21 protein-coding genes are annotated in these 20,570 nt (G+C 71.3%); 19 read left to right on the top strand and 2 right to left on the bottom strand.

All coding sequences use genetic code 11. The features are described 5' to 3' along the window. Window positions 1-29 precede the first annotated feature (29 nt). The 6 genes from bchI to BM249_RS21715 are packed head-to-tail and all read left to right on the top strand — an operon-like array spanning window position 30 to window position 6,473. Complete coding sequence (gene bchI, locus BM249_RS12680) at window positions 30-1,004, top strand: magnesium chelatase ATPase subunit I (RefSeq protein WP_244528736.1); 975 nt, start codon at window positions 30-32, stop codon at window positions 1,002-1,004. Beyond that, window positions 1,001-2,707: a magnesium chelatase subunit D gene (locus BM249_RS12675; protein ID WP_091972339.1), complete on the top strand. Its 1,707-nt coding sequence runs from the start codon at window positions 1,001-1,003 to the stop codon at window positions 2,705-2,707. The genes bchI and BM249_RS12675 overlap by 4 nt, the downstream gene beginning before the upstream one ends. An 8-nt stretch (window positions 2,708-2,715) precedes the next feature. Continuing rightward, window positions 2,716-3,609 carry an alpha/beta fold hydrolase BchO gene (gene bchO, locus BM249_RS12670; protein ID WP_091972337.1) on the top strand — a complete coding sequence of 298 codons (894 nt, stop codon included), beginning with the start codon at window positions 2,716-2,718 and terminating at the stop codon, window positions 3,607-3,609. Between the two features lie 50 nt (window positions 3,610-3,659). Then, window positions 3,660-5,186 carry a phytoene desaturase gene (locus BM249_RS12665; RefSeq protein WP_091972335.1) on the top strand — a complete coding sequence of 509 codons (1,527 nt, stop codon included), beginning with the start codon at window positions 3,660-3,662 and terminating at the stop codon, window positions 5,184-5,186. 4 nt (window positions 5,187-5,190) lie between these two features. Beyond that, window positions 5,191-6,312 carry a phytoene/squalene synthase family protein gene (locus tag BM249_RS12660; protein WP_091972334.1) on the top strand — a complete coding sequence of 374 codons (1,122 nt, stop codon included), beginning with the start codon at window positions 5,191-5,193 and terminating at the stop codon, window positions 6,310-6,312. After that, on the top strand, window positions 6,309-6,473 hold the full coding sequence (locus BM249_RS21715; RefSeq protein ID WP_177232405.1) for a hypothetical protein: 165 nt from the start codon (window positions 6,309-6,311) through the stop codon (window positions 6,471-6,473). The genes BM249_RS12660 and BM249_RS21715 overlap by 4 nt, the downstream gene beginning before the upstream one ends. A gap of 18 nt (window positions 6,474-6,491) precedes the next feature. On the opposite strand, the gene BM249_RS12655 is transcribed toward BM249_RS21715, so the two are convergent. After that, entirely contained in the window at window positions 6,492-7,352 is an 861-nt protein-coding gene (locus BM249_RS12655) for a carotenoid 1,2-hydratase (protein WP_091972474.1), read from the bottom strand. Next, a complete protein-coding gene (gene crtD, locus BM249_RS12650; RefSeq protein WP_091972472.1) occupies window positions 7,349-8,863 on the bottom strand; it encodes a 1-hydroxycarotenoid 3,4-desaturase CrtD in 1,515 nt (504 codons plus the stop codon). The genes BM249_RS12655 and crtD overlap by 4 nt, the downstream gene beginning before the upstream one ends. Before the next feature lie 120 nt (window positions 8,864-8,983). Between crtD and BM249_RS12645 the strand changes: the two genes are divergently transcribed. The 13 genes from BM249_RS12645 (at window position 8,984) to ykgO (ending at window position 20,541) form a co-directional block, all read left to right on the top strand. Then, the gene (locus BM249_RS12645) at window positions 8,984-9,853 is read left to right on the top strand and encodes a polyprenyl synthetase family protein (RefSeq protein ID WP_091972332.1); all 870 of its coding nucleotides are present in this window, start codon (window positions 8,984-8,986) and stop codon (window positions 9,851-9,853) included. A gap of 13 nt (window positions 9,854-9,866) precedes the next feature. Next, complete coding sequence (locus BM249_RS12640; protein WP_091972330.1) at window positions 9,867-11,066, top strand: methyltransferase; 1,200 nt, start codon at window positions 9,867-9,869, stop codon at window positions 11,064-11,066. A gap of 81 nt (window positions 11,067-11,147) precedes the next feature. Further along, window positions 11,148-12,080, top strand: a complete 933-nt coding sequence (bchC, locus tag BM249_RS12635; protein WP_091972328.1) for a chlorophyll synthesis pathway protein BchC — start codon at window positions 11,148-11,150, stop codon at window positions 12,078-12,080. Beyond that, on the top strand, window positions 12,077-13,078 hold the full coding sequence (locus BM249_RS12630; RefSeq protein WP_091972326.1) for a chlorophyllide a reductase iron protein subunit X: 1,002 nt from the start codon (window positions 12,077-12,079) through the stop codon (window positions 13,076-13,078). Before bchC ends, BM249_RS12630 begins: the two co-directional genes overlap by 4 nt. A 4-nt stretch (window positions 13,079-13,082) precedes the next feature. Next, on the top strand, window positions 13,083-14,654 hold the full coding sequence (gene bchY / locus BM249_RS12625) for a chlorophyllide a reductase subunit Y (RefSeq protein ID WP_091972325.1): 1,572 nt from the start codon (window positions 13,083-13,085) through the stop codon (window positions 14,652-14,654). Further along, complete coding sequence (gene bchZ / locus BM249_RS12620) at window positions 14,654-16,120, top strand: chlorophyllide a reductase subunit Z (RefSeq protein WP_091972324.1); 1,467 nt, start codon at window positions 14,654-14,656, stop codon at window positions 16,118-16,120. The genes bchY and bchZ overlap by 1 nt, the downstream gene beginning before the upstream one ends. A gap of 97 nt (window positions 16,121-16,217) precedes the next feature. Further along, window positions 16,218-16,433: a hypothetical protein gene (locus BM249_RS12615; protein WP_091972322.1), complete on the top strand. Its 216-nt coding sequence runs from the start codon at window positions 16,218-16,220 to the stop codon at window positions 16,431-16,433. A gap of 160 nt (window positions 16,434-16,593) precedes the next feature. Continuing rightward, window positions 16,594-16,815: a light-harvesting antenna LH1, beta subunit gene (pufB, locus tag BM249_RS12610; protein WP_091972321.1), complete on the top strand. Its 222-nt coding sequence runs from the start codon at window positions 16,594-16,596 to the stop codon at window positions 16,813-16,815. A 12-nt stretch (window positions 16,816-16,827) separates the two neighbouring features. Next, window positions 16,828-17,016, top strand: coding sequence for a light-harvesting antenna LH1, alpha subunit (pufA, locus tag BM249_RS12605; protein WP_091972319.1), 189 nt, complete (start codon window positions 16,828-16,830; stop codon window positions 17,014-17,016). Between the two features lie 111 nt (window positions 17,017-17,127). After that, entirely contained in the window at window positions 17,128-17,952 is an 825-nt protein-coding gene (gene pufL / locus BM249_RS12600) for a photosynthetic reaction center subunit L (RefSeq protein WP_091972317.1), read from the top strand. A gap of 16 nt (window positions 17,953-17,968) precedes the next feature. Further along, window positions 17,969-18,949 (top strand): photosynthetic reaction center subunit M, encoded by a 981-nt coding sequence (gene pufM / locus BM249_RS12595; protein ID WP_091972315.1) that lies wholly within the window; start codon window positions 17,969-17,971, stop codon window positions 18,947-18,949. Then, on the top strand, window positions 18,946-20,070 hold the full coding sequence (gene pufC, locus BM249_RS12590) for a photosynthetic reaction center cytochrome PufC (protein WP_091972313.1): 1,125 nt from the start codon (window positions 18,946-18,948) through the stop codon (window positions 20,068-20,070). Before pufM ends, pufC begins: the two co-directional genes overlap by 4 nt. A gap of 345 nt (window positions 20,071-20,415) precedes the next feature. Beyond that, window positions 20,416-20,541 (top strand): type B 50S ribosomal protein L36, encoded by a 126-nt coding sequence (ykgO, locus tag BM249_RS12585; protein ID WP_091972311.1) that lies wholly within the window; start codon window positions 20,416-20,418, stop codon window positions 20,539-20,541. Window positions 20,542-20,570: the final 29 nt, after the last annotated feature.

Here is a 20,570-nt window from a genome sequence, read left to right as displayed (position 1 = left end):
CATTCTCGGCCATCGTCGGCCAGGACGAGATGCGACAGGCGCTCCTCATCGCGGCCGTGGACCCGTCCGTCGGCGGCGTGCTGGTGTTCGGCGACCGGGGAACGGGCAAGTCGACGGCGATCCGGGGGCTCGCCGCCCTGCTGCCGCCGATGCGGGCCGTGGTCGGGTGCCCCTATGCCTGCGATCCCGCCCGGCCGGGCGACCTGTGCCCCCGCTGCCGCGACCATGCCGGCGCCCTCGAAACCCACGCCGTACCCGTCCCCGTGGTGGATCTGCCGCTCGGCGCCACGGAGGACCGGGTTGTGGGCGCCCTCGACCTCGAACGCGCCCTGGCCCACGGGCAGAAGGCGTTCGAGCCGGGCCTGCTGGCGCGGGCCAACCGGGGCTTCCTCTACATCGACGAGGTCAATCTGCTTGACGATCACCTCGTGGACCTCCTCCTCGACGTGGCGGCCTCCGGGGTGAACACCGTCGAGCGCGAGGGCCTGAGCCTCCGTCACCCCGCCCGTTTCGTGCTGGTGGGCAGCGGCAACCCGGAGGAGGGGGAGTTGCGGCCCCAGCTCCTCGACCGCTTCGGCCTCGCCGTCGAGGTGACGACGCCGACGGATCTGCCGACCCGGATCGACGTGGTGCGCCGGCGCGACGCCTACGAGCACGATTCCACGGCCTTCCGTGCCGCCTATGCCGCGGCGGACGAGGCCATCCGCGAAAACCTGACCCGGGCTCGCGCGCATCTGCCGTCCCTCACCGTGCCCGACGCGACCCTGGAGGCGGCGGCCCGCCTCTGCCTCGCCCTCGGCACCGACGGCCTGCGCGGCGAGCTCACCCTCATGCGCACGGCCCGGGCGCTGGCCGCCCTGGAGGGGGCCGAGACCGTCGGCCGCGACCACCTCGCCCGCATCGCGCCGGCCGCCCTGCGCCATCGCCTGCGCCGCAATCCCCTCGACGAATCCGGCTCCACGGCGCGCGTGGCCCGCGCCGTGGCGGAGGTTCTCGCCCCGTGACCGCCTGGGCCGATGCGCTCCGCGTCGCGCGGCTCGCGGCGGCGGATCCGCACGGGCTCGGCGGCGTCGTGGTCCATGCCGGGGCCGGCCCCGTGCGCGATGCCTGGCTCGCGGCCCTGCGGGACGCCCTGACGGCGGCGCGGCCCCTGCGGCGGATGCCCGGCAGCATCACCGATGCCCGCCTCCTCGGCGGCCTCGACCTGCCCGCCACCCTGGCGGCCGGGCGTCCCGTGGCCGAAGCGGGGCTTCTCGCCGAGACCGATGGCGGCCTCCTCGTGGTGCCCATGGCCGAACGCCTGTCGCCCGGCCTCGCCGCCCGTCTCGCCGCGACCCTCGACGACGGCATCGTGCGGGTGGAGCGCGACGGGCTCGGCGAGAGCCGCCCGGCCCGCCTCGGCGTGATTCTTCTCGACGAGGGGCAGGGCGACGACGCCCCCGTGTCACCGGCGCTCGCCGACCGTCTCGCCTTCCACATCGACCTCTCTGACATCGCCCTGGGCGACCTCACGCCCCCCGAGGCAGCGTCCCTGGGGGAGGATGAATCCGGAAAGCCCGTCGCGGATGCGGCGGCGGTCCTGTGTCAGGCGGCGCAAGCCCTCGGCATCGCCTCCCTGCGCGGCCCCCTCCTGGCGATGCGGGTCGCCCGCCTCCTCACCGGCGGCCGCGATCCGACCGAGGCAGCGAGCATCCTCGCCGCCCGCCTCGTCCTCGCCCCCCGGGCGACGCAGACGCCGACCCTCGACGAAACGGACGCGGCGTCGGACGATTCCTCGCCCGAGACACCGGCTCCGGACGAGCGGGCGCCCGAAACCGAGGCGGCCCCGGGGGAAGGTCCCTCCCTCGAACAACGCCTCGTCGAGGCCGTCCGCGCCGTCCTGCCGCCCGGCCTCCTGGCGCAAGGTCTCGAAGCGGGAAGCCGTCCCCGCCAGCCCCGGCCGGGCAAGGCGGGGATCGCCGCCGCCTCGCGAACGGGGCGGCCCACGGGCGCGCGGGCCGGCGCCCCCCGCCACGGACGCCTCGATCTCATCGAGACCCTGCGGGCCGCCGCCCCCTGGCAGCGCCTGCGCCGAGGGGAGGGTGCGACCCCCGATTCGCGGCGCATCCGGATCCGCCCGGAGGACCTTCGGATCACCCGTTTCGCGCAGCGTAGCGAGACCACGACGATCTTCGCCGTCGACGCCTCGGGCTCGGCCGCCCTCGAACGCCTCGCCGAAGCGAAGGGCGCCGTCGAGCTGCTCCTGGCCGAGGCCTATACCCGCCGCGACCGGGTCGCCGTGCTGGCGTTTCGCGGGACGGGGGCCGAGTTGATCCTCCCCCCCACCCGAGCCCTGGCCCGGGCCCGCCGCAGCCTCGGCGCCCTGCCGGGCGGCGGCGGCACGCCGCTCGCCGCCGGCCTCGACGCGGCGGCGGACCTCGCCCGCACCGTGCGGCGGGGCGGGGGAGCGCCCCTGGTGGTGGTGCTCACCGATGGACGCGCCAACGTCACCCGCACCGGCACCGCCGGCCGGGCCCAGGCCGGGGCGGAGGCGCTGGCGGCGGCGGCTTCCTTGCGCGGGGAGGGCGTGCGGACGCTCCTCATCGACACCGCGGCCCGGCCGCAGGAGTCCGCCCGCCGCCTCGCCGAGGCCATGGGCGGGCGCTACCTGCCCTTGCCCTATGCCGATGCCGGGGCGATGCGCGACGCCGTCCGGACGGCGCGCTAGGAAGCGCCATGGCGACGCCGAGCGACAGACCCCTCTGGGCGCGAGACGGCGCGGACTGGCCGCATCGGGAGGCGAGCCGGTTCGTCGCGGCATCCAACCTCACCTGGCACGTCCAGACCTTCGGTCGGGCGGGGGCGCCCGCGCTCCTGCTCCTCCACGGCACCGGCGCGGCGACCCATTCCTGGCGCGGTCTCGCGCCGCTGCTCGCCGAACACGTCTTCGTCGTGGCCCCGGACCTGCCCGGCCACGGCTTCAGCGATCCGCTTCCCCCCGCGCGCCTGTCCCTCCCCGGCATGGCGGCGGCCATCGGCGATCTCCTCGACCATCTGGAGATCGCGCCCGAGATCGCCGTCGGCCATTCGGCGGGTGCCGCCCTCCTCGCGCGCCTATGCCTCGACGGGCGGATCTCACCACGCCACCTCGTCGCCCTCAACGGGGCGCTGACTCCGTTCCCCGGCCTCGCCGCGGTGCTGTTTCCGAGTCTCGCCCGGATGCTGTTCCTCAACCGGGTGACCCCAAAAATCTTCGCCTGGACCGCCGACCGCCCGGCGGTGGAGCGCCTGATCCGCGGCACCGGCTCGCGCCTCGACGCGGAGGGGCTCGACCTCTACCGCCGCCTGTTCCGCTGCCCCGGCCATGTCGCCGGCGCCCTTGGCATGATGGCAAATTGGGATCTGGCGGCCCTCGACCGCGCCTTGCCCCGCCTCACCGTGCCCACCACCCTGGTGGTGGGCGGGAACGACCGGGCGATCGCCCCCGAAACCGCCTTCGCGCTGCAAAACCGTCTGCCTCGGGCACGGGTGGATCTGCTGCGCAATCTCGGCCACCTCGCCCATGAGGAAGCGCCTGGAGCGGTGGCCGAAATCATCCGCCGACTCGTCCCGCCGCCGGTCGAGACCTGAGCGCAAAACAGCGCTTGCGCGTCCACGAAGACGCGGATTAGTGTCAGATTATGTTGACACTCGCTGACATCCCGGATGCCGTGACGCCCGCGAAGCCGCGCCCCCATGCGGTGGTGATCGGCTCCGGCTTTGGCGGTCTCGCGGCGGCGATCCGTCTGGGTGCCCGGGGCTACCGGGTCACGGTGCTGGAGCGCCTGGAGCAGTCCGGCGGCCGCGCCCGGGTCCACCGCCAGGACGGCTTCACGTTTGACGCCGGCCCGACCATCGTCACTGCGCCGTTCCTATTCGAGGAACTGTGGCGCCTGTGCGGACGACGCATGGCGGACGATGTCACCCTCGCGCCGATGCTGCCGTTCTACCGCATCCGCTTCGACGACGGCGCCACCTTCGACTACAGCGGCGACCCCGTCGCCATGCGGGCAGAGGTGGCGAAGTTTTCCCCCCGGGACGTCGCCGGCTACGAGGCTTTCATGGCCCGCTCGGAGGCGATCTGCCGGGTCGGGTTCGAGGAACTCGGCCACGTCCCGTTCTCCTCCGTCACCGACATGATCCGGATCATGCCGAGCCTGCTGCGCCTCGGCGGCCACCGCTCCGTCTACGACCTCGTGGCGAGCCATATTCGCGACGAACGCCTGCGGACGGTCTTCTCCTTCCACCCCCTCCTCATCGGCGGCAGCCCATTCCGGGCGAGCGCGATCTACTGCCTCATCGCCCATCTCGAACGGCGCTGGGGCGTGCATTTCGCCATGGGGGGCACCGGCCGGCTGGTGGCCGGCCTGTGCGACCTCATTCGGGGGCAGGGCGGAACCCTGCGCTGCCATGCCGACGTCGCCCGCATCACCGTCACAGCGGGCCGGGCGACGGGTGTCACCCTGGCCGATGGGGAAGCGATCCCCGCCGACATCGTCGTCTCGAACGCCGATTCGGCCTTCACCTACGGAACGCTGCTGGGCGGAAGCACCCGGCGCTGGAGCGCGAACCGGCTCAAGCGCGCCCATTCCTCCATGGGCCTGTTCGTCTGGTACTTCGGCACGGCGAAAAAATTCCCGGATGTCGCCCACCACACCATCCTGTTGGGGCCGCGCTATCGTGGGCTCATCGACGACATCTTTTCCAAGAAGCACTTGGCGAAGGATTTTAGCCTCTACCTGCACCGGCCCACCGCCACGGACCCGTTGCTGGCTCCGCCCGGCCACGATGCGTTCTACGTCCTGTCGCCGGTGCCGAACCTCGACGGCGGCCAGGACTGGGCCACCCTGGCCGAGCCGTATCGGCGCGCCATCGCGCAGCACCTCGAAGCCACGGTGATGCCCGGCCTGTCGGAATCCCTCGTGACCTCGCGGGTGACGACGCCCCGCGACTTCGCCGACGATTTCCTCAGCTTCCGGGGATCGGGCTTCGGCCTGGAGCCGGTGCTGACGCAATCGGCGTGGTTCCGGCCGCACAACGCGTCCGAGAACGTCCGCAACCTCTTCCTCGTCGGAGCCGGCACCCATCCGGGGGCCGGGCTTCCGGGCGTCCTCTCCTCTGCCCGAGTCCTCGATTCCGTGGTGCCGGATGCGCGTGTCTTCGCCTGAGGCCATGAGGCCGTCCTTCTGGGCCATCCCGACCCCCGAGCGGGCACCCCTGTGGCGGCTGCCCCACGCCGATGCCGACGACCGGGCCGCCTGCCGGGCCGCGATCCGGACGGGCTCGCGGAGCTTCTTCGCCGCCTCGGCCCTGCTGCCGGGGCGGGTGCGGCGCCCGGCCTACGGGCTCTACGCCTTCTGCCGCCTGTCCGACGACGCCGTCGATGGCGTGGCGCCCGGTGCCCGGGGGGCGGCCGTGGCCCGCCTCGCCGCGCGCCTGTCGCGGGCCTATGAGGGGCGCCCGGCCGACGCACCGGCCGACCGGGCGCTCGCCGACCTCGTCGTCGCCCACGCCATCCCGCGTGCCCTGCCGATGGCGCTCATCGAAGGGCTCGCCTGGGACGCGGAAGGCCGCCGCTACGCGACCCTGTCCGACCTCACGGCCTACGCCGCGCGGGTGGCGGCCAGCGTCGGCGCGACCATGACCCTCATCATGGGGGCGCGCGATCCGGCCGTCCTCGCCCGGGCCTGCGACCTCGGCGTCGCCATGCAGTTCACCAACATCGCCCGAGACGTCGGCGAGGATGCCCGCGCCGGTCGGCTCTATCTGCCCCTCGACTGGCTGAGAGAGGCAGGAATCGATCCGGACGCCTTCCTGGCCGATCCGCGCCCGAGCCCGGCCCTGGCGGGCGTCGTCGCCCGCCTGCTCAGCGTCGCCGACGACCTCTATATCCGCGCGGAAGCCGGCCTGTCCGGCCTGCCGCGCGGCTGCCGCCCGGCGATCCGCGCGGCCCGGCTGATCTACGCCGAGATCGGCCGCGAACTCGAACGCCAGGGCCTCGATCCGGTGAGCACCCGTGCCCGGGTCGAAGGTCGGCGCAAGGCCACGCTTCTCGCCCGGGCCGCCTTCACACCCGCTTGGACCGATCCAGCGCACCGGGATGCCCCGCCCCTCGCGGAGGTGACGTTCCTCGTCGCGGCCGTGACGGCCCAACCGGTCGCCACCGGCCCCGCCTGGTGGGATGTCCCCGGCCGGATGGCCTGGGTCCTCGATCTCGTCGAAACCCTGCGCGAGCGCGAGGCCTTCGCCGGCCCCGGCCTCGCCTGCGGGGAGACAGCGCGCATCGGCCCGTGAGCGATCCGTTCTTCGCCGCCCTCGATATCGGCCTCGTCTTCGCCCTGGCCCTCGGCCTCGCCCTCTGGCAGCTCGTATCCCTCAAGCGCGGGATACGACGGGATCGGGAGGCGGCGGCCCGGGCCGAAGCCTCCCCCGACCCGGACCGGGAGCGGGGGTGACCCGCTTCGTGCCCGCCCTCACGTCAGCGGGCGCGGCATCCGGAACGGCAGCATCCAGCGCACCAGGGGGTTCTTGAACCGGTCCAGGGACAGGCTCTCGTGGACCGGCCGCACGGCCTCCCCGCACAGCCGCGTCTCCAGCAGCGAACGGGAATAGAACGGTGTATCCTCGAAGGTCCGGACCACCCGCGCCCGTCCGTCGTCGCTGCGGGTCGCGCGCGGCATCCGCCACAGGCGCGTCGCCGGCAGGGCGGCGGGATGAGGCGGGTCGATGTCCCGGGGTGCACCCGTACCGTCGAAGCGCAGGGACAGGTTCTGGGTGGTGCCGTCGCGGCGGCGCACATCGTAGAGGATCGCCGCACCGTCGGTCAGGTCGGCCCGGCACCAGGTCCAATCCGAAAAGGCGTCCTCCAGGGGGGTGTCGCCGTGGTTGGTGTCGAAATAGGCGGTGCCGGTCCAGGCGAGCGCCGGCTCCGTGAGTTGCACCGTGACGGGCGAGGACGGCGCCATCGGCCACCAGCGATGCTGGCCCCGCGCATCGAGGGTGAACGGGCCGGGGGTGAGGCCCGTGGGCCGCACCCGCACGGTGCCGCGCACCCCCGTCGGAATCGGCGCCGTGACCTCGTCGAGGGTGATGGTGAGCGTGGTGCCGTCCCATGCGAGGTCGCTCGGCCCGATGGCGAGATGCGTCGCGTCCCGTGAGACGGCGCCGCGCCCGCGCTCGGTCATGCAGAACCGGTTCGCACGCTCGCCATAGAGCACGACGTTGACGGCGCAGTGCCGGAACGGGTCGCGGCTGAGATCCCAGGCATAATAGGGCGAGAACACCGATCCGATGAAGGCGATGATGGTCAGCCCCTGTCGACCGTCGTCGCTCAGGGCGTCGACGTACCACCAGACGTAGCCGCCCCGGCCGACCGGCGTGTCGAAGCGCGGGCGGTGGCCCGATCCGCCAGCAGGCTGTCCGCCGCCAGCCGCCCCGACTGGGCCGCCATCGGCACCCCCGGCCCCGGATGGACGCTGCCCCCCGCCAGGTACAGGCCCGGGATCGCCGTGCGCGCGCCCGGCCGCCGGAACGACGCCATCCACCCGTGCGAGGCCCGGCCGTAGAGGGCGCCCCCCGTCCCCGGAAACAACGCCCCGAACTCCGCCGGTCCCGTCGTCACCGTGGCGGGCGTCTCGCTCAGCGTCAGACCACAGGCTCCCAGGCGACGATGCAGGTCGGTCTTGCATTGGGCGATCTCCGAAGGCGTGACGGCGCCGCCCGCCGGCGCATTGACGAGGCAGAGCAGGCGCTCAGAACCGGGATCCTCCGGCGCCCCGTCGCCCCGGTCGTGGGCGCAGACATAGACGGTGGGATCGGCGGGCAGCCGCCCGCTGGCGAGGGCGTCGAACTCGGCGGCGTAATCGCCCGAAAAGAACACCGTGTGGCGCAGGAGCGGGAAGCCCTCGGCGCGGGCGTTCATGCACAGGGTCACGGCCGAGAGCGAGCGCTCGGCCGGCGGAACCCGCTCGGCCGCCTTCGTGACCGGGGCGCCGAACAAGCCGTCCGCCAGGGCCGCGGCGTCGGCGTTGCAGATCACGGCGTCCGCCGGGATGCGCTCGCCATCGGCGAGGTCGACGCCGACGACACCCGTGCGGTCGGTGACGATGCGGGCCACGGGCGCCTCGGTCCGAAGGTGGGCGCCGTTCGCGACGGCGAGGTCCGAGACCGCCCGCGCCAGGGCGCTCAGGCCCCCCGCCACGTGCCAGACCCCTTGCGATTCGACATGGGCCACGAGCATCAGGGTCGCGGGCGCCCGGAAGGGCGAGGCGCCGCAATAGGTGGCGTAGCGCCCGAACAGCTGCCGCAGACGCGGATCGGAGAAATATTCGCCCAGGGCCGACCACAGGGTGGTGAAGGGCTGGATGCGCCAGAGGTCGCCGAGGCCCGTCAATCCGGCCCGGCGGGTGAGGCCGACGGGGCTCGGCCGCTGCCCCCGGATGAACGGCTCTTCCAGGGTTCGGTAGACCGCCGCGGCCCGAGCCCGGAACCGGTCGTAACCCTCGGCCTCCCGGGCACCCGCGAAGGTCCCGATGGCGTCGCGGGAGGCGTTCGGGTCGGCGAACAGGTCGAGGTGCCCGTCCGGCCCCCAGGCGTGCCGGGCGAGGATCGCCGCCGGCGCGAGGGCCACCCGGTCGTCGAGACAGGCGCCGCATTCCGAAAAGATCTCGTCGAACACCCAGCGCATGGTGAACACCGTCGGGCCCGCCTCCACGGGCAGCCCGTCGACGGACACGCTGCGCATCTTGCCGCCGGGGCGGGACGCGCGCTCCAGCACGGTGACGTCGAGGCCCGCATGGGCGAGCCGCAGGGCCGCCACGAGTCCGCCGATGCCTGCTCCGATCACGACAACCCGCACACGCGGCCCCTTCCAGCCCAAAACCGTCTCTTGCGAGTGTCAATATTATCTGACACTTTTTCACGACAAGTCAAAGCACCAAACATCGACAATCGGGAGAGACGTGGGATGGACACCAGCCGTCGCATCGAGAGCGCCCTCGACACCGCCGTCGCCCACGCGGAAGCGCCCGGCGCTCCGCCGCGCCTCGCCGAGGCGATCCGCTACGCGGTGTTCCCAGGCGGCCATCGCATTCGCCCCCGCCTCTGCCTGTCCGTCGCCCGGGCCTGTGGCGACGACGATCCGGCGGCCTCCGACGCGGCGGCGGCGGCCATCGAGTTGCTGCACTGCGCGTCCCTGGTCCATGACGATCTGCCGTGCTTCGACGACGCGCCCCTGCGCCGGGGACAGCCCTCCGTCCACGCGGCCTTCGGGGCACCCCTGGCGGTTCTTACCGGGGATGCCCTCATCGTCCTGGCTTTCGAGACCCTGGCCCGGGGCGCGTCGCGCTCGTCCGGGCGCCTCGCCGCCCTGGTCGGCCTCCTCGCCCGAGCCGCCGGGGCCCCCAACGGCATCGTGGCGGGCCAGGCGTGGGAATCGGAGCCCACGGTAGCCCTTTCCGAGTACCAGCAGGCCAAGACCGGCGCCCTGTTCGCCGCCGCCACGGTCACGGGCGCGGCCGCCGCCGGCGCGTCGGCCCTGCCGTGGCGCCTCCTCGGCGAATGCCTCGGCGAGGCCTATCAGGTGGCCGACGACCTGCGCGACGTGGCCTGCCGCCAGGAGGAGGTGGGCAAGCCCGTCGGTCGGGATGCGACCCTCGGCCGTCCCAACGCCGCCGCCCTTCTGGGCATGGGTGGGGCGTTTGCCCGCCTGAAGCGCCTCGCCCGCGAGGCCGTGGAGGTGATCCCGGCCTGTCCCGGCGCCGACGTGCTCCGGGCCGAGATCGAGGCCCAGACCCGGCTGTTCCTGCCGGCGAGCCTCGCGCGGGAACTGGCCTGACGGCGGCCCCGCCATGGCTCACGCGGAAGCGACAGCCCAGACCGTCAGCGCGAACGAGCACCACGCGGCCGCGCCGGTGAAGGCGTCGTGGCGGGCCCGGTGGCGGGCCTTCCGTAGCCGCACCATCGCCAGGCCCGGCTTCCAGCGCTGGGCGGCCGGCTTCCCCCTCACGCGCAGGATCGCCCAGGCCAACACCCGTGCCCTGTTCGACCTGTGCGCCGGGTTCGTCTATTCGCAAACCCTGTTCGCCTGCATCCGCCTCGACCTGTTCCACCTCCTGACCGACGCCCCCCTGACGGCGGACGCCGTGGCCGCGCGGACCGGCCTCGGACCGGCACAAGCCGAACGCCTCCTCAAGGCTGCGACCGCCCTCGACCTCCTGGGCCGCCTGCCCGACGGCCGGTTCACCCTGGCCGACCTCGGTGCGGCCCTCGTCGGCAACCCGTCCGTCGCGGCGATGATCGAGCATCACGCCCTGCTCTATGCCGACCTCGCCGACCCCGTCGCCCTCCTGCGGGGGGAGGCCGGCGCCACCCGTCTGTCGCGATACTGGGCCTATGCCGATGCCGCCCGGGGCGACCCCGCGAATGCCGCCCCCGTGGCGGCCTACGGCGCCCTCATGGGCGCCTCGCAGGACCTGATCGCGGACGACATTCTCGAGGCTTATCCCCTGCGGGGTCATCGCCGCCTCCTCGATGTCGGTGGCGGGGAGGGGGCGTTCCTGAAGCGGGCGGCCGCCCACGCGCCCGATCTCCGCCTCATGCTGTTCGACCTTCCCGCCGTGGCGGCACGGGCGGCGGCGGGCTTCACCGAAGCGGGTCTCGGAACCCGGGCCGAGACCTTCGGCGGCGCCTTCCCTGACGATCCCTTGCCGCGCGGGGCCGATGCCGTCTCCCTCGTGCGGGTGGTCCACGACCACGACGACGACAAGGTTCTCGCCCTCCTGCGCGCGGCCCATGCGGCCCTTGCCCCCGGCGGCACCCTGCTCATCGCCGAACCCATGGCCGGCACGCCGGGCGCCGAGGCGATGGCGGACGCTTATTTCGGCTTCTACCTCCTCGCCATGGGCAGCGGCCGTTGCCGCACGGCGATGGAGCTGACGCATCTCCTGTCCAAGGCCGGCTTCGGACGCATCCGCGAAATTCCCACCCGCCGCCCCTTCCTCGTTCGCCTCATCGCGTCAAACAGGTTGGACGGCGACGCATGTAAGTAATGCTTGACGATCCTTTGTGTCTATCTAGGATGACACATCCGAGCCGTGCTTCGGCGGCTTCAAGACAGGGAGGGTCGGACCATGCAGGCGCGTGCCATCGTCCTCCATGAGCCGGGACGGATCGCCCTCAACACCCTCGCCCTCGACGCCCCCGGCCCGGCCGATGCCGTCATCGCCGTGCGCTGGAGCGGCATCAGCACCGGCACGGAGCGCCTGCTCTGGTCGGGCCGGATGCCGTCCTTCCCCGGCATGGGATACCCCCTGGTGCCCGGCTACGAATCCGTCGGCACGGTCGTCGCGGCCGGGGCGGATTCGGGCGTCAGCCCGGGACAAACCGTGTTCGTGCCGGGCGCCCGCTGCTTCGGCCCCGTGCGCGGTCTGTTCGGGGGCGCCGCCTCGCACCTCGTCAGCGCCGGCGCCCGCCTCGTGCCCCTCGATCCCGCCCTGGGGGAGCGCGGCATCCTCATGGCCCTGGCGGCGACGGCCCGGCACGCCCTCGGGTCCGTCGCGTCCGGCCCCTCGCTCATCGTCGGCCACGGGGTGCTCGGGCGCCTCCTCGCCCGCCTCACCGTAGCGGCTGGCGGCACGCCGGTGGTGTGGGAGACCGACGCTCTTCGGGCTCAAGGTGGAGAGGGCTACGCCGTCCTCCACCCGGAAGCCGATCCACGGCGCGATTACGCCACGATCACGGATGCCAGCGGCGATGCCGGGCTCCTCGACACACTGATCGGGCACCTCGCTCCCGGGGGCGAGATCGTGCTCGCCGGCTTCTACGAGGCCCCGCTGGCCTTCACCTTTCCCCCCGCCTTCCTGCGCGAGGCCCGGATTCGGGTCGCGGCGCAGTGGAAGCCGGAGGATCTGGCCACCGTCGTGACCCTCGTCGCGTCGGGGTGTCTGTCCCTCGACGGCCTCGTCACTCATCGCCAGCCCGCTGCCAACGCGGCGCAAGCCTATCGCACGGCCTTCGGCGAGCCCGCCTGCCTCAAGATGATCCTCGATTGGAGTGCCGCATGAACATGCACCTGAACGGCGCCGCCCTGAAGGCATCCGAGGCCCTGCGGGCGGAGGCCGGCGTCGAGCCCGATCCCGTGCCTGTGACCGCCACCAAGGCGACGCAGATCATCGCGATCTACGGCAAGGGCGGCATCGGCAAATCGTTCACGCTCGCCAATCTCAGCTACATGATGGCCCAGCAGGGCAAGAAGGTGCTGCTCATCGGCTGCGATCCGAAGAGCGACACGACGTCTCTTCTCTTCGGCGGCCGGGCCTGCCCGACGATCATCGAGACGTCCACCAAGAAAAAGCTCGCGGGTGAAGCCGTCGCCATCGGCGACGTCTGCTTCAAGCGCGACGGCGTCTACGCCATGGAGCTCGGCGGACCGGAGGTCGGGCGCGGCTGCGGCGGACGCGGCATCATCCACGGCTTCGAGTTGCTGGAAAAGCTCGGCTTCCACGAATGGGGCTTCGACTACGTGCTGCTGGACTTCCTCGGCGACGTGGTCTGCGGCGGCTTCGGCCTGCCGATCGCCCGCGACATGTGCCAGAAGGTCATCGTCGTCGGCTCCAACGATCTGCAATCCCTCTACGTCGCCAACAACGTCTGCTCGGCGGTGGAGTATTTCCGCAAGCTCGGCGGCAATGTCGGCGTCGGCGGCCTCGTCATCAACAAGGACGACGGCACCGGCGAGGCCCAGGCCTTCGCCGCCGCCGTCGGCATCCCGATCCTGGCCTCGATCCCGGCCGACGATGACATCCGCAAGAAGAGCGCGAATTACGAGATCATCGGTCGCCCCGAGAGCCCGTGGGGAGGCCTCTTCGCCGACTTGGCGCAGAACGTCCACGAGGCTGCGCCCAACCATCCGACGCCACTCACCCAGGACGGGCTGCTCGGTTTGTTCAAGGGCGAGGCGGTCGGCCGGGGCGTCACCCTGGTGCCGGCCACCTTCGAGGACATGTGCGGCACGGCCGAGGTCGTGAAGCCGTCCCTCGAAGTCATCTACGACGAGGTCTGACCGCATGGCCGTCACCCTCGACATCGCGGACCTTCGCGCCAGGGCGACGCGCCCTGTCTCCACCCTGCCGCCCGCCGCCCCGGAGGGCGTGAATCTCGCCGCCACGCAGGGCGACGGCCTCGGCTGTCACTCCGGAAAGGCGACGATGCGGGCGGCGGCAGAAGTCAACGGCCTGTCGGAAACCCTCGAGCAGCTCCGGCAGGATTATCCGGCCGGCCCGCACGACCAACCCCAGAGCATGTGCCCGGCCTTCGGGTCCCTGCGCGTCGGCCTGCGGATGCGCCGGACGGCGACGATCCTCTCAGGGTCTGCCTGCTGCGTCTACGGTCTCACCTTCACGGCGCATTTCTACGGAGCGAAGCGGACGGTCGGCTACGTGCCGTTCAATTCCGAGACCCTGGTGACGGGAAAGCTGTTCGAAGACATCCGCGCGGCGGTGTTCGATGTGGCGAAACCCGCCGATTACGACGCCGTCGTGGTGATCAACCTGTGCGTCCCCACCGCCTCCGGCGTGCCCCTGCGGCTCCTGCCGAAGCAGATCGACGGGGTCCGTATCATCGGCATCGACGTGCCCGGTTTCGGCGTTCCGACCCACGCCGAGGCCAAGGACGTGCTCGCCGGGGCCATGCTGAAATTCGCCCGGACGGAGGCCGAGCAGGGGCCGGTGCAGGCCCCCCGGACGGGTCGCGCCGAACGCCCCACGGTGACGCTGCTCGGCGAGATGTTCCCGGCCGACCCCGTGGTGATCGGCGGCCTCCTCGAACCGCTCGGCCTCGCCGCCGGCCCCGTCATTCCCACCCGCGAATGGCGCGAACTCTATGCCGCCCTCGACGGCGCGGCGGTGGCGGCGATCCATCCGTTCTACACCGCGTCGATCCGCGAGTTCGAACTGGCCGGCCGGCCCATCGTCGGCTCCGCCCCCGTGGGACACGACGGCACCGCCGACTGGCTCGACCGCATCGGCGAAGCCTGCGCCGTGCCCCGCGCCACGGTGGAAACCACGAAGAACCGGATGCTGCCGATGATCCGGGGGGCGCTCGCCGCGACTCCCATCAAAGGCCGCATCACCCTCTCGGGCTACGAGGGGTCGGAACTCCTCGTGGGGCGCCTCCTCGTCGAGAGCGGCGCGGATCTGCGCTACGTCGGCACCGCCTGCCCGCGGACGCCCCATTCGGACGCCGACCGCGAATGGCTCGAAGCGCGCGGCGTCACCGTTCGGTTCCGCGCCTCCCTCGAGGACGATCTCGCCGCCCTCATGGAGTTCCGGCCGGATCTCGCCATCGGCACCACCCCGGTGGTGCAGAAGGCGAAAGCCCTCGCGATCCCGGCGCTCTACTTCACCAACCTCATCTCGGCCCGCCCGCTCATGGGCGTCGCCGGGGCCGGGTCCCTCGCCAAGGTCATCAACGCGGCCATCGGCAACCGCCACCGCTTCGACACCATGCGGGACTTCTTCGCCGGCGTCGGCGAGGGCCATGCCGCCGGCATCTGGGAAGAGGTGCCGCAGCTGCGCACGGCCGTGGCCAGCGCCCCCCGGGGCAAGCCCGCTCACGATCCCATCGGGGAGATGGCCTGATGCTCGTCCTCGATCACGACCGGGCCGGCGGCTACTGGGGTGCCGTCTACGTCTTCACCGCCATCAAGGGCCTGCAGGTGGTCATCGACGGCCCCGTGGGCTGCGAGAACCTGCCCGTCACCTCGGTGCTGCACTACACCGACGCCCTGCCGCCGCACGAACTGCCCATCGTGGTCACGGGCCTGGCGGAAGAGGAACTCGGCCGGCACGGCACCGAAGCGGCGATGAAGCGGGCGCACGCCACCCTCGATCCGGGCCAGCCCAGCGTCGTCGTCACCGGCTCCATCGCCGAGATGATTGGCGGCGGCGTGACGCCCGAAGGCACCAATCTCCAGCGCTTCCTGCCGCGCACCATCGACGAGGACCAGTGGCAGGCCGCCGACCGGGCCATGGCCTGGCTCTGGCAGGAATACGGCGCGCGCAAATTCGCCAAGAAGGGCATCCCGGCCCGGCCGGCACGCAAGGACGGTGAGAAGCCCCGCGTCAACCTCATCGGCCCGGCCTACGGCACCTTCAACATGCCGTCCGACCTCGCCGAGATCCGCCGCCTCGTCGAGGGCATCGGCGCCGAGGTCAACCTCGTGTTTCCGTTGGGCTCGCACCTCGCCGACGTGCCCAAGCTCGTCAACGCCGACGCCAACATCTGCCTCTACCGCGAGTTCGGCCGCCTCCTCTGCGAGGCCCTGGGGCGGCCCTACCTCCAGGCCCCCATCGGCCTCCACGCCACGACGAAGTTCCTGCGCGCCCTGGGCGACATCCTCGGCCTCGATCCCGAGCCGTTCATCGAGCGCGAGAAGCACACCACCATCAAGCCGGTCTGGGACCTGTGGCGCTCCGTGACGCAGGACTTCTTCGGTACGGCGAGCTTCGGCATCGTGGCCAGCGAGACCTACGCACGGGGCGTGCGGCACTTCCTCGAAGACGAAATGGGGCTGCCCTGCCATTTCTCGGTGTCCCGGAGAGCCGGCGAGAAAACCGACAATGGAACGATCCGCGACCTGATCGCGAAACATCCGCCCCTCGTGCTGTTCGGATCGTTCAACGAGCGGATGTACGCGGCGGAAGCCGGAGCCCGGGCGGTCTTCGTCCCGGCCTCGTTCCCCGGCGCCATCATCCGCCGCCACACCGGCACGCCGTTCATGGGGTTCTCGGGCGCGACCTACCTCGTCCAGGAGGTCTGCAACGCCCTGTTCGACATGCTCTTCCACATCCTGCCGCTCGCCCGCGACATGGATGCCGTCGAGGCGACCCCGGCGCGGTTCCACCGAGAGCTGCCCTGGGACGAGGCGGCCCGGGCCGACCTCGACACCCTCGTGGACGCGCATCCTGTGCTCGTGCGGATCTCGGCGGCCAAGCGCCTGCGCGACGCCGCCGAGCGCGCCGCGCGCCGCGAGGACGCGCCCCGCGTCACCCCCGACCACGTCGCGCGGGCCCGCGCCGACACCGCCCTCGGAGCCGCCGCGTGAGCGCGCGCCTCTTCAGCCCTCCGACCCCGACGGCGCGGCGCCGCCCGGTCGGCTCCCACGCCCGCGCCGCGCGATTTGCCACGAGGAGACGTGCCCCATGCAACGTTCGCTGAACCCGGTCTCCCGCCTGCATCAGGACGCGGTCCAGTTCCGCCTCATCCTGGCGGCGACCTACCCGTTCTTCCTCGTCGCCGCCTGCGTCCACCGCCTGATGCCCGCGCCCGCCATCGGGATCGCGCCGCAGCGGCGCTCGGTCTTCGCCGAGGCCCGCAGCATGGCGGTCTCGGCCATCCCGTTCGTGTTCATGGGCTGACGACCGTCAGCCTGCGCCGCATTCCCGTTCCGGGCGGGCCTTCGGGCAAGCCCCTGACCGACCTCCCATCCGCATTGGTGGGAAGGACCGCCGGGATCCGTGACGGTTCCGGCGACAGCCGCCGCGCAGTCGCGTGGCCAGACCCACGGAGGTTCAACCGATGGCCAACGGCATAGTCGAGAAACCGAGCAGCCTGTCCGGGCTGACGGAACCCGAAGCCAAGGAGTTCCACGCGATCTTCCTCACGAGCTTCATCATCTTCACGGCCATCGCCGTGGTCGCCCACATCCTCGTGTGGATGTGGCGCCCGTGGCTGCCGGGACCCAAGGGCTACGCCGCCCTCGAGACGACCGTCCAGGCCGTCACGTCGCTGATTTCCTGAGGAGGACGCACCATGCACAAGGTCTGGCTCCTGTTCGATCCGCGCCGCACCCTGGTGGCTTTGTTCACCTTCCTGTTCGTCCTGGCCCTGCTGATCCACTTCATCCTGCTCAGCACCGATCGGTTCAACTGGCTGGAAGGTCCCAAGGCTCCGCGCGCCGCCAATGCGCAGAGCCTCGTCCTGCCGACGATGCCCGCCTGACGGGAACACCCGAGCCAAGGTCGGCGGGCGGGCGGCCGAGTCCCTCGGCCCCCGCCCGCGCCACTCTCCAGAAGAACCCGACACGAACCGTGACGCCGGGAGGGTTTCGCGATGGCGATGCTGAGCTTTGAACGAAAATACCGGGTCCGCGGCGGAACGCTCGTCGGCGGGGACCTGTTCGATTTCTGGGTGGGACCGTTCTACGTCGGTTTCTTCGGCGTCACGACTCTGTTCTTCTCCGTGCTCGGCACGGCGCTGATCATCTACGGCGCGGCGCTCGGGCCGACGTGGAACATCTGGCAGATCAACATCGCGCCGCCGGACATCAAGTACGGCCTGGCGCTCGCCCCCCTGAAGGAGGGCGGTCTCTGGCAGATCATCACCTTCTGCGCCGTCGGGGCGTTCTCGTCCTGGGCCCTGCGCGAGGTCGAGATCTGCCGCAAGCTCGGCATCGGCTATCATGTGCCCTTCGCCTTCTCGGTGGCGATCTTCGCCTATGTCGCCCTCGTGGTGATCCGCCCGTTCCTCATGGGCGCCTGGGGCTACGGCTTTCCGTACGGGATCCTGAGCCACCTCGATTGGGTCTCGAACACCGGCTACCAGTATCTGCACTTCCACTACAATCCGGCCCACATGCTGGCGGTGACGTTCTTCTTCACCACGACATTGGCTCTCTCGCTCCACGGCGCCTTGATCCTGTCCTCGACCAATCCGGGCAAGGGCGAGGTCGTCAAAACGCCCGAGCACGAGGACACCTTCTTCCGCGACACCATCGGCTACTCCATCGGCACGCTCGGCATCCACCGCCTCGGCCTGTTCCTCGCCCTGTCGGCGGGCTTCTGGAGCGCCGTCTGCATCGTCATCAGCGGCCCGTTCTGGACCCGTGGCTGGCCGGAATGGTGGGGCTGGTGGCTCAATCTCCCGGTCTGGCGCTGAGAGGGAGGCACGAACAATGGCCTATTATCAGAACATCTTCACGGAAGTGCAGGTTCGCCCCGTCGTTCCGGAACTCGGCATTCCCCTGGCCTCCGGCAGCTCTCGCTGGGGCAAGCCGTTCAATTCCTACCTGTTCGGCCTCATCGGCAATTCCCAGGTCGGCCCGATCTATATCGGCTATCTCGGCGCGCTCTCCTTCGCCTGCGGCCTCATCGCCTTCGAGATCATCGGCCTCAACATGTGGGCCTCGGTGAACTGGGACCCCGTCCAGTTCGTGCGCCAACTGCCCTGGCTCGCCCTCGAACCGCCGCGCCCGCAATACGGCCTGCGGGTCCTGCCGCCGCTCGCCGAGGGCGGCTGGTGGCTGATCGCCGGCTTCTTCCTCACGGCCTCGGTGCTGCTGTGGTGGCTCAGACTGTTCCGTCGGGCCAAGGCGCTGGGCCTCGGCTATCACGTGCCCTGGGCCTTCGCCTCGGCCATCTGGCTGTTCCTCGTCCTCGGCTTCATCCGGCCGGTGCTCATGGGCTCCTGGAGCGAGGCGGTGCCGTTCGGCATCTTTCCGCACCTCGATTGGACCGCCGCGTTCTCCCTGCGCTACGGCAACCTGTTCTACAACCCGTTCCACATGCTCTCCATCGTCTTCCTCTACGGGTCGACGCTGCTGTTCGCCATGCACGGCGGGACCATCCTGGCGGTGAGCCGTTTCGGCGGCGAGCGTGAGATCGACCAGATCGTCGACCGCGGTACGGCCACGGAGCGCGCCGCCCTGTTCTGGCGCTGGACCATGGGGTTCAACGCCACGATGGAATCGATCCATCGCTGGGCCTGGTGGTTCGCCGTCCTCACCACGCTCACGGGCGGGATCGGCATCCTGCTCACCGGCACGGTCGTCGACAACTGGTACCTCTGGGCGGTCAAGCACGGCGTCGCCCCGTCCTACCCGCAGGTCTTCGGCCCCATCGTCGATCCCTTGAGCCAACCCGGAGGGACCCCATGAAGACCTTCTTCGTCGTCCTCGGGGCCTCCATCGCCTTCTTCCTCACGGTGGCGATGTTCGGCACGGCGGGCTGGGAACGGCCACCGCTCGCCACCACGCAGAACGGTTTTCGCGGCACGGGCATGGACCAGATCCACACCCGCGAGGCGGTGGCCGAGGCCCGGGCCGCCAACGCCGCGCCCGCCCCCGCCGAACCGGCGGAGGAGGGGGGCGACCTCGCCGGGCAGACCTACGAGAACGTCAAGGTTCTGAGCGGTCTGACCACCAACGAGTTCAACCGCCTCATGGTCTCGATGACGGAGTGGGTCGCACCGGAGCAGGGCTGTACCTACTGCCACAACACCGAGAACATGGCCGACGACAGCCTCTACCAGAAGCGCGTCGCCCGCCGGATGCTGCAGATGACCCAGCACATCAACAGCGACTGGAAAGCGAACCACGTCGGCGGCACGGGCGTCACCTGCTACACCTGCCATCGCGGGCAGCCGGTGCCGGCCAACATCTGGTTCACCGATCCGGGTCCGGCCCGGCCCGGCGGGTTCATCGCCCGCAACAACGGTCAGAACCTCGCCAAGCCGTCCGTCGGTCTCGCGTCGCTCCCCTACGACACCCTGACCGAGTATCTCGCCGACAAGTCCATCGACAACAGCGCCATCCGGGTGAACGCCACCACGGCGCTGCCGACCTCCAAGGGCAAGCCGATCCAGGACGCCGAGAAGACCTTCGGCCTCATGATCCACATGGCGGAGGGTTTGGGCGTCAACTGCACCTTCTGCCACAACACCCGGGCCGTGGCGGACTGGTCACAGAGCACGCCCCAGCGCACCACCGCCTGGCACGGCATCCGCATGGTGCGGGACATCAACGGCAACTTCATGGAGCCGCTGACCTCGACCTTCCCACGCAACCGCCTCGGCACCCTCGGGGATGTGCCGAAGGTGAACTGCACCACCTGCCACAACGGCCAGAGCAAGCCCCTCAACGGTGTCCCTGTGGTGGACGCCTATCCGGCCCTGACGAAGGTCACGGTGGCGGACGGGGCCAAGGCACCCGAGGCGGCGCCGGCACAGGTGCCGGCCGTGCCGGGAACGCCCGCGGCACCGTCGGCGCCCCAGCCCTGAGGACCGGAACGTCGCCGCCCCCATCGGCCGCCGGGATCACCCGGCGGTCGTTTTCGTGGTCCGGGTGCTGGAGATCCGTATCACGGGTGCCCTCTGCCGATTTATGGTCTTGTCTTCGCGGGCCGAGTCCGGGACACCGGCTCACCCGGCCCCAACCCTCCGGATCGCCGACGCATCGGGACGGATTCGCATCGCGGCATCTTGCCTTGGGCTTGCGAATCCTGATAAGGCAACCGCCTTTCCGCGATGCGTCCACACACATCGCCGAGGTCGCCGTTCGAGGTGCCTCGTTCCCGAGACCCTATGGACAGGCGGCGGGTGCAAAGCCCGGCCGACGTGAGACCGATGAAGATTCGCAACTCCCTCAAGTCCCTCCGTGGCCGTCACCGCGACAACCAGCTCGTGCGTCGCAAGGGCCGCGTCTACATCATCAACAAGACCCAGAAGCGCTTCAAGGCGCGCCAGGGCTGAGGCCCAGCCGTCCGATCCTGCGGGAGGCG

The sequence above is a fragment of the Methylobacterium gossipiicola genome (genome assembly GCF_900113485.1).
Taxonomy (GTDB): domain Bacteria; phylum Pseudomonadota; class Alphaproteobacteria; order Rhizobiales; family Beijerinckiaceae; genus Methylobacterium; species Methylobacterium gossipiicola.
This window is presented reverse-complemented; position numbering and strand designations above follow the sequence as displayed.

Bases quoted from the DNA above. Each gene is read 5' to 3' on its own strand.
- bchI (WP_244528736.1), top strand. From the start codon at position 30: ATGCGACAGGCGCTCCTCATCGCGGCCGTGGACCCGTCCGTCGGCGGC.
- bchO (WP_091972337.1), top strand. From the start codon at position 2,716: ATGGCGACGCCGAGCGACAGACCCCTCTGGGCGCGAGACGGCGCGGAC.
- BM249_RS12665 (WP_091972335.1), top strand. From the start codon at position 3,660: ATGTTGACACTCGCTGACATCCCGGATGCCGTGACGCCCGCGAAGCCG.
- BM249_RS12660 (WP_091972334.1), top strand. From the start codon at position 5,191: ATGAGGCCGTCCTTCTGGGCCATCCCGACCCCCGAGCGGGCACCCCTG.
- BM249_RS12645 (WP_091972332.1), top strand. From the start codon at position 8,984: ATGGACACCAGCCGTCGCATCGAGAGCGCCCTCGACACCGCCGTCGCC.
- BM249_RS12640 (WP_091972330.1), top strand. From the start codon at position 9,867: ATGGCTCACGCGGAAGCGACAGCCCAGACCGTCAGCGCGAACGAGCAC.
- bchC (WP_091972328.1), top strand. From the start codon at position 11,148: ATGCAGGCGCGTGCCATCGTCCTCCATGAGCCGGGACGGATCGCCCTC.
- BM249_RS12630 (WP_091972326.1), top strand. From the start codon at position 12,077: ATGAACATGCACCTGAACGGCGCCGCCCTGAAGGCATCCGAGGCCCTG.
- bchY (WP_091972325.1), top strand. From the start codon at position 13,083: ATGGCCGTCACCCTCGACATCGCGGACCTTCGCGCCAGGGCGACGCGC.
- bchZ (WP_091972324.1), top strand. From the start codon at position 14,654: ATGCTCGTCCTCGATCACGACCGGGCCGGCGGCTACTGGGGTGCCGTC.
- BM249_RS12615 (WP_091972322.1), top strand. From the start codon at position 16,218: ATGCAACGTTCGCTGAACCCGGTCTCCCGCCTGCATCAGGACGCGGTC.
- pufB (WP_091972321.1), top strand. From the start codon at position 16,594: ATGGCCAACGGCATAGTCGAGAAACCGAGCAGCCTGTCCGGGCTGACG.
- pufA (WP_091972319.1), top strand. From the start codon at position 16,828: ATGCACAAGGTCTGGCTCCTGTTCGATCCGCGCCGCACCCTGGTGGCT.
- pufL (WP_091972317.1), top strand. From the start codon at position 17,128: ATGGCGATGCTGAGCTTTGAACGAAAATACCGGGTCCGCGGCGGAACG.
- pufM (WP_091972315.1), top strand. From the start codon at position 17,969: ATGGCCTATTATCAGAACATCTTCACGGAAGTGCAGGTTCGCCCCGTC.
- pufC (WP_091972313.1), top strand. From the start codon at position 18,946: ATGAAGACCTTCTTCGTCGTCCTCGGGGCCTCCATCGCCTTCTTCCTC.
- ykgO (WP_091972311.1), top strand. From the start codon at position 20,416: ATGAAGATTCGCAACTCCCTCAAGTCCCTCCGTGGCCGTCACCGCGAC.